At 37.3% G+C, this 7545-nt stretch carries 7 protein-coding genes; 3 read left to right on the top strand and 4 right to left on the bottom strand.

The features are described 5' to 3' along the window. Positions 1–31: 31 nt before the first annotated feature. Together COE25_RS30000 and COE25_RS29995 are read left to right on the top strand one after the other, a co-directional pair. Positions 32–301 carry a hypothetical protein gene (locus COE25_RS30000; RefSeq protein WP_257209025.1) on the top strand — a complete coding sequence of 90 codons (270 nt, stop codon included), beginning with the start codon at positions 32–34 and terminating at the stop codon, positions 299–301. 478 nt (positions 302–779) lie between these two features. Beyond that, complete coding sequence (locus COE25_RS29995) at positions 780–2282, top strand: malate:quinone oxidoreductase (protein WP_098935235.1); 1503 nt, start codon at positions 780–782, stop codon at positions 2280–2282. 488 nt (positions 2283–2770) lie between these two features. On the opposite strand, the gene COE25_RS29990 is transcribed toward COE25_RS29995, so the two are convergent. The 4 genes from COE25_RS29990 to COE25_RS29975 form a co-directional block, all read right to left on the bottom strand. Then, positions 2771–3211: a YfmQ family protein gene (locus COE25_RS29990; protein WP_088085472.1), complete on the bottom strand. Its 441-nt coding sequence runs from the start codon at positions 3209–3211 to the stop codon at positions 2771–2773. A 418-nt stretch (positions 3212–3629) separates the two neighbouring features. Next, the gene (locus tag COE25_RS29985) at positions 3630–5000 is read right to left on the bottom strand and encodes an MATE family efflux transporter (protein WP_098935234.1); all 1371 of its coding nucleotides are present in this window, start codon (positions 4998–5000) and stop codon (positions 3630–3632) included. Positions 5001–5181: 181 nt separating this feature from the next. Next, positions 5182–5622, bottom strand: a complete 441-nt coding sequence (locus COE25_RS29980; protein WP_088085474.1) for a cell wall hydrolase — start codon at positions 5620–5622, stop codon at positions 5182–5184. A 149-nt stretch (positions 5623–5771) separates the two neighbouring features. Continuing rightward, positions 5772–6398: a hypothetical protein gene (locus COE25_RS29975; RefSeq protein WP_098935233.1), complete on the bottom strand. Its 627-nt coding sequence runs from the start codon at positions 6396–6398 to the stop codon at positions 5772–5774. A 408-nt stretch (positions 6399–6806) separates the two neighbouring features. Here COE25_RS29975 and COE25_RS29970 point away from each other — a divergent pair. Further along, positions 6807–7545 (top strand): transposase (locus COE25_RS29970; RefSeq protein ID WP_142354541.1); only part of this gene is annotated, 739 nt, incomplete at its 3' end.

Raw genomic sequence — 7545 nt, 5'->3', positions numbered from 1 at the left:
GAAACCCCTAGCTTCAGCTAGGGGGATACTCATGAACTTTTTCAAAGATAAATATAAAGTGGATGTAATGGATGCCACCTTTGATGAACTAAAAGAAAAAGGTTACTACAATCCAGATAAAATGTCTTTGGATGGTGTACTCCTTAGATTAGAGAAAATGGATTTTAAACTAAATAACAATGTTTTCTTTGAAGGTTCTAAATATAGGTCAGGATTAGGTGCAATTGGTGTAGAAGGTACTGTCCACTACAAAGATGGTAATTGGCAAATGAAAGAGTCGAAAGAGACCTGGATAAGCTAATTTTTGAAGTGTACGAATTAATTTGGAATATATGGGGTGAGGAACTAAATTCAACAGACGTGTAAAGGACCTATTCGGTTTCTTGTGAACTAGGACTTCCAACAAAGCCCCTCCCTAGTCTTTTTCCTCAATTCTACGATTCCCTCCCCCCTATTAGAACTATTTAAGAGAATACTAGTTACTTTGGATATAAAAAGGAAATCGAACATCTTTCACCCAATCCAGCTACTGGAAAAATTTAATAACTAATACAAAGAGTATACCATTGCAACTTTGGTCTATTTTGTTTATAAAAGGATTCTCACTTTTTACCTGCTTTAAAATAATTTGAAATTATCATATAATATAAGTGTATAAATCTATAAACAACATTTTTATACTATAAATAGGTATAATTAAGATAGAAAAGGTGTGTGACTAGGTCGCGCTTAGGTTAGTGTGACGTCTAGCCAAATTTTAGGGGAAAAGGTTGATGAAAATGAACAACATAGAAACTAAAACAGACGTCATTTTAATTGGCGCCGGAATCATGAGTGCGACTTTAGGGACACTCTTAAAAGAATTAGTACCGGAATGGGAAATTACTGTGTTTGAGAAGCTCGGAAACGCAGGAGAGGAAAGCTCTAACGAGTGGAATAATGCGGGAACGGGGCATGCGGCACTATGTGAACTTAACTACACAGTCGAAAATCCGGATGGATCTTTAGATATTAGTAAAGCAATAAAAATTAATGAACAGTTTCAGGTTTCCATGCAGTTTTGGTCTTATCTTGTAAACAGCAAGCTGATGCAAAATCCACAGGATTTTATCAGACAACTGCCTCATATGAGTTTAGTTCAAGGGGAACAAAATGTTGCGTTTTTAAAGAAACGTTTTGAAGCTATGTCAAACAATCCCCTATTCCAAGGGATGGAATTTTCGGATGACCATGATAAACTGACGGATTGGATTCCGCTTATCATGGAAGGCCGTAAAGTGAATGAACCGATAGCGGCAACTAAAATGGACGCTGGAACGGATGTCAACTTTGGTGCCTTAACACGGATGTTGTTTGATCACTTAGAGAGTAAAAATGTCAATATAAACTACAAACATAGTGTTAATAATATTAAACGTACGAGCGACGGCTTGTGGGAATTGAAAGTGCAGAATCTTGAAAGCGGTACAGTCGAACGCCATACGGCAAAATTCGTCTTTATTGGAGGCGGGGGAGGAAGTCTGCATTTACTGCAAAAATCCGGTATTCCTGAAGGAAAACATATTGGAGGATTCCCGGTAAGCGGAATATTTATGGTGTGCAACAATCCGAATGTTGTAGAGCAGAATCATGCAAAAATATACGGCAAGGCTAAGGTTGGTGCTCCGCCAATGTCTGTTCCGCATCTTGACACAAGATTTATCGATAATAAAAAATCGTTGCTATTTGGACCATTTGCAGGCTTTTCACCCAAGTTCTTAAAAACTGGTTCAATGTTTGATTTGGTAACTTCTGTAAATCCAGATAATATCTTAACTATGTTGGCGGCAGGCGTAAAAGAGATGTCATTGACAAAATACTTGATTCAGCAAGTAATGTTATCGAAAGAACAGCGCATGGAAGAGTTACGTGAGTTTATCCCGAACGCCAAAAGCGAGGATTGGGATTTAGTAGTAGCGGGCCAACGTGTGCAAGTGATCAAGGATACTGAAGCTGGCGGCAAAGGAACGCTTCAATTTGGTACGGAAGTGATTACTGCTGCTGATGGCTCGATCGCAGCATTACTAGGCGCTTCACCGGGTGCTTCTACTGCCGTGCACGTTATGCTTGAAGTAATCAAAAAATGCTTCCCGCAACATATGAATATGTGGGAACCGAAAATCAAAGAAATGATTCCTTCTTTTGGCATGTCACTAATGGAAAACCCCGAGCTTCTGCACGAAATTCATACATCAACAGCAAAGACGCTTGGTCTAAGCGAAAAAGAGCTGGTCTTTAGTTAGACCTTTGGATGTAGAATCCAAGGTTGCTAGTGAATAGATTCACTCGATAGTTTTTAAGAGAATTATAAGATTGTAAGTCAAAGCTTGGCATGATCATAAAAAGAGTGGAGAAAAAACTAACTAAACGTTTAATTAAATCGGACAACCCTTGGTATACATGGGCTGAGAAACTAACCAAACGTTTGATTAAATACTTTTCAAGAGACCCTGATAACGCTCATCAGGGTTCTTTTTATTATTCTAAATTTTAAATTGTGAAGGAGAGTTAGAGAAAAGAGGGTCTTCACCTTGATGACATACGGAAGAAACAAAAATGAACACAGGCATAAGGCTCCCGTGTTCATTTTCATATCAGAGTAAAATTATTATTCAATTTTTAGAAAAGCTGAGGATAGGTATAGGTGTTTTCTAGTCAACAATCGCACTCCGATAGATTAAGTACAACTTTTCAGAAATAGTTGAAACCGACTTTCTTCTGATCTATTAAACTAAATCCCCTGTACGGCCAAAGAACTTTTTTGGAGATGATCTGAAAGGAGACTATACGCAACTACTTTCTTCTTGTACTGTTTGACTACATCAATGCGATCGTTGTAGCTAAAAACAAATAACCTAACATCTTTTTTGCCTCTTTTTGTATCAATGACTAATGGAGTCTCACTGTTCTCTGGATGCAAGTATAATTCCTCGGTCCCTGGAAATATATAATGCTGCTTTAAAAATGTTGCTTCGTTAAAGGAATGAATAACTTGAATTTTGTCTTTACCTTCTAAGAGTTTTCCGTCAATTGTTACGGATACATTCGGTTCACTAAGTTTTGAATGAATTTCAAATTTCCTAATAAGCCATTCCACAGGACCAGTTGGAAGACAAGTCATTAATATTTTTACAATACTTAAAAGAATTATCGAAATTACAGCCCAGGTCATTTTCCATCATCTCCGTTAAAGCTTTAATTTGTTATTAGTTTATATAATAATATCTCACCTGGGTCAATTGTTAACCATCCAATTCGATTGAAAATATACCATCCACTTGTAACTAGAGGGAATGGTAAGGATGAGTCGAATAGAATCTTCGCTATTATATCGCCAGGATGGGCTCATTTAGGAATTGTTTAATCATAAATTTAATCCGCAGCATGTGTATTACTCCTTTTCAAGAAACCTTTTGATATTAATTAAGATATGGTGTGTTTTTCAAAAGTATCACTTCCCTTGATGCAAGCCGAATATCATTGAGAAGAATTTATATAAAGAAATGATGATGATTACCCGACTAACCTGTCCCATTCGTATAAAAAAAGCCGCCATTTTGGCAGCATGGTTAGCGAAGTAACCTTGTAATCTAAGACACGCTTGGCGATACTTTCTGGTCGGCAATTTTTTTCTTTAACCAAGGTTTGGAGACCCACCGGTTCAAGGCGAAAAATCCTCGGATACATTCATCGATTCCTTGGGCCAGCCAAATTCCTAGTAGCCCTAAACCAAGTGTAATTCCGAAAAAGTAACTAAATACTACGGCAATGCCCCACATGCAGATCACACCGATGACAACTGGGAACCGTACATCACCTACTGATTTTAAAGAACCCATAAGAACGATATTCATGGCACGGCCAGGTTCAATAAATACAATCGCCCACAATACTGGAAGAGCTATAGCAATAATGTTAGTATCGGTTGTAAATATAGTTAAGATGGGCTTACCAATGAAAGCAACAGCAAGAGAAACTGCAGCTGAAACAATGACTGCAATTTTTAATGTCTTAAGACCCCTCTTCAGGGCTCTGTCGTATTGCTTAGCTCCAATATAGCGGGCAATCAAAAGTTGTGTCCCTTGGGCAATTGCGACTGTAAACAGGAAGCAAATCATCGATATATTCAAAATATACACCCGTGCGGCTAATGCTGCATCCCCGGTAAGTGCGACAAAGCTAGTAATCACCACTTGTGAAAATTGATAGGAAAGGTTTTCTCCAGCAGATGGAATCCCGATGGACAGAAGCTCCTTTACATCGGTTTTATTAATTTTAAAAATATCTTTTATATGAAACTTTAAAGCTAGTTGTTTATAAACAAAGTAAAACAGTGCTACAATAATAAAAATCCGGGCAACAAACATGGAATAGGCCACCCCAGCAACACCTGTTACAGGAAGGCCGAACCATCCTTTAATGGCAATAAAGGAACCGATCATACTAATCACATTCATGATGACCGTAACAACCATGGTTTCTTTTGTATGTCCGTAGCTGCGCAAAACAGCACTTAAAGCTAAAGAGATGGCTTCAAGGAAAAGAGATAGACCTATGATGGTAAGGAAGGTGTAAGCAAAATCGTAAACTTCACCGCTAAGTCCGTAAAATTTTAAAAACAAACCGCCAAAAGCAACCACAATGATGGTCATCACAACTCCAAACCAAAAATTCACACCAAAGGAAGATCTTGCAAGGCGTCGTGCCCGGTCCAATCGGTTGGCTCCTAAATTTTGACCGATAAGGATAGTCGCTCCGATGGCTGTGATGTTAAATACTAAAATAAAAATATTAAGAATCTGATTGGCTACTCCAACTCCTGCAACAGCGTTGTCTGAATATCCGCTTAAAATTAATGTAGCAACAATTCCCATACTCATATGAAGCGATATTTCGATAAAAAGAGGCCATGTGATACTAAACAATGATTGATCCTGGTACTTATTGTTCTCTACCGTCAATTTATTCTCCTTCTTTACTCAAAATCATATAAAACCTATATTACTACATTTACTCTAAATGAATATAAAAAAGTTACTCTTAAAAATTCCAGTTGGACTGATGGACAATATCCTTGTCCTATTTAACAACCGAAAACGGATATTGTGCTGAAAAGGTGAAAAGCTTACTCAAAGAGTAAGCTTAACCACTATAAACACTATCACATGTTCCAGGTTTTGGTTCATAAAAACAATGTTCTTTAAATTGACCAGATTTAGGTTGACCGTACCATGTTGGCGGGCATGGAGCATGTGGATTAAAATACCAAAGAGCAAATTTCGCTGGGTGGTCTCTCCAATAATCCAAATTCTGTTTTGCTAATCTTCTTTCAGAAGTTCTTGATCTTTGATAAAATACATTCCCTTTTTGAACAGCTTCAAAGGAATAATTTCCTCCTTGTACTTGAAAAATAACTTGGCGAATTAATCTTATATCTTTAAAGTCTAAACAATTTGCTACAAGACGATTCACAATTACATTTCCAACATATAACATTCCCTGTTGTCCTTCACCTTCAGCTTCTGCTCTCATCATCCTTGCCATTAAGTCAACGTCTGAACTTCGGTAATTTACTCTTGGCATTTTTTCACCCCAAAAATATAGTATGAAAAAAAGCCTATATTGATGTAGACTTTTTTCAAATAAAATCACCTTTCATCCTACGTCCAAATATATTTCGGTTGTTCCATTCATACTTGCGTGCAACACATAAATATTCATCTTCATTCCCCTTATGATCTTTTAGTTCTCCGTAAAAAAGATAGTCCAATCACTACGACAGTTACAGGGAGGATAAGCCAGAGCCAATTAAATGAGTGATTTTCTTCTTCGGAGTATGTTTCGTTTTCAAAATTTTCATAAGAAGATGCTGTTTCTATTTCTTCAGGCACTACCGTTTCCGATTCATTTTCATCAAAACTAACCGTTTCAGAATATAAATCTTCTTCTACTGGTTCATCTTCTGGTATTTGTACATCCATTCCTTCTAAATCAGCAAGCGTATAAACGTTCCCTTCTTCATCCGCATATGTAGGTTCAACATCGTTTGCATCGTTTAACATTAATAAAATCGTCCCAAAAACAAGCGTTTTTGATAACACATCGCCAGAAAAATAACGTGTAGATTTTGGATATTTTGTCGTAAGTGAAGAATAAGATGTCGGTTTTGTCGTTGTGTTCGTTGTACTGCTTGAGCTCGGTTTTGACGGCGAATTCTTCGGAGCCGTCGTAGACGGTTTGGTATAGCTAGGACTCGTCCCCCTCGTCCCGCCTGTTCGTGTTTTTGCCTCAGCATTGACATTACAAAGTAAAAAACTTAAAACAAGGATAGATAGCACACTAATCATCGTTTTTTTCATATATATCTCCTCCTAAAAAATAGCCAGCTCAGATTAAAGAATTGATAATGCTTAGTAGAATAATATTAACATATTTTTCCTGATAAAATACGGAAAGTAGTGCGAGTTAAATGAGAACGGCCTGTCGTTGTTCCTTTACGAAAAAAACTGTTTTTAAAAACTTTATCTAAGAGTACATCGTCTATTGTTTATGAAGGAGGGATGGACGTGGAAGAAATGACTTTGGAAGTATTAGATACAGAAGACAAAGAAGTACTTATAGACGAAATTATGAAATAGTGGCGTAAAACCCCTTTCTTCAGAAATGGGGATATAAGCCATATTTTTTTCTTTTTACTTTCAATTACTATTCCATAGTAGTATTATAAATGTATAGAACAAATGTTCCGTGAGAAGGTGAAATAAGAAATGGAGCCCCATAAAAAGAACATGAAAGAACAGAAGAAAAAAGAATTGAAAGGAGATATTGTCATACAGAAATTTCCGCTCCGTTTAACTGGGGAGGAGAGAAGATTAGTCGATACTCTACGTATGGAAGCAGCAAATCTGTGGAATGACTGCTTAGATCTCCACTGGTGGCTATATGATGCATATAAGGTTTGGACAAGTGCATCTGAAAAAAAGCAATGGTACAATGCCACCACTCATAAATTACACTCGCAAACGATTCAATCGATCATCGAGTTACATGAAGAAACATGCAAAAGAACAAGGGAGTTACGGTCAAAAGGTGAGAAGCAGTGGCGTTATCCTTGGAAATACAAAAAATTCTTTTCCGTCAAATATAAAAAAGCAGCGATTAAATTAACTGGTAAAAAGCTCAGGTTTAGCAATGGAAAACAACAATCCCCCTTAGTGATCCCTCAACCAAAGCACATTGATTTCCATACGATAAAAAGTGCCGAAATCGTTTGGCACAAAAATCAATACTGGATGCATATAGCAGTAGAAGTACCAAAACAAAAGCAGGTCCAAGGTAAAAAGGAAGCCGGCTGCGATTTAGGGCTCATCCATGCGGCCGTTTTAAGTAACGGAAAAATTCACCTCATTGTAACAGGAAGAGAACTTCGCTCGTTACAGCGCTACAGAAACAAAAGGTTGAAAGAGTTTCAGAAGCTGATTAGCCGGAAGAAGCCAGGTTCGAATA

The sequence above is a fragment of the Bacillus sp. AFS031507 genome, assembly GCF_002584635.1.
Taxonomy (GTDB): domain Bacteria; phylum Bacillota; class Bacilli; order Bacillales; family Cytobacillaceae; genus Neobacillus.
Note: the sequence above shows the minus strand (reverse complement) of the source record. Positions and strands in the feature narration are given on the sequence as shown.

Excerpts from the sequence above, each read along its gene's own strand:
- COE25_RS30000 (WP_257209025.1), top strand. The coding sequence starts at position 32 with ATGAACTTTTTCAAAGATAAATATAAAGTGGATGTAATGGATGCCACC.
- COE25_RS29995 (WP_098935235.1), top strand. The coding sequence starts at position 780 with ATGAACAACATAGAAACTAAAACAGACGTCATTTTAATTGGCGCCGGA.
- COE25_RS29990 (WP_088085472.1), bottom strand. The coding sequence starts at position 3,211 with ATGACCTGGGCTGTAATTTCGATAATTCTTTTAAGTATTGTAAAAATA.
- COE25_RS29975 (WP_098935233.1), bottom strand. The coding sequence starts at position 6,398 with ATGAAAAAAACGATGATTAGTGTGCTATCTATCCTTGTTTTAAGTTTT.
- COE25_RS29980 (WP_088085474.1), bottom strand. The coding sequence starts at position 5,622 with ATGCCAAGAGTAAATTACCGAAGTTCAGACGTTGACTTAATGGCAAGG.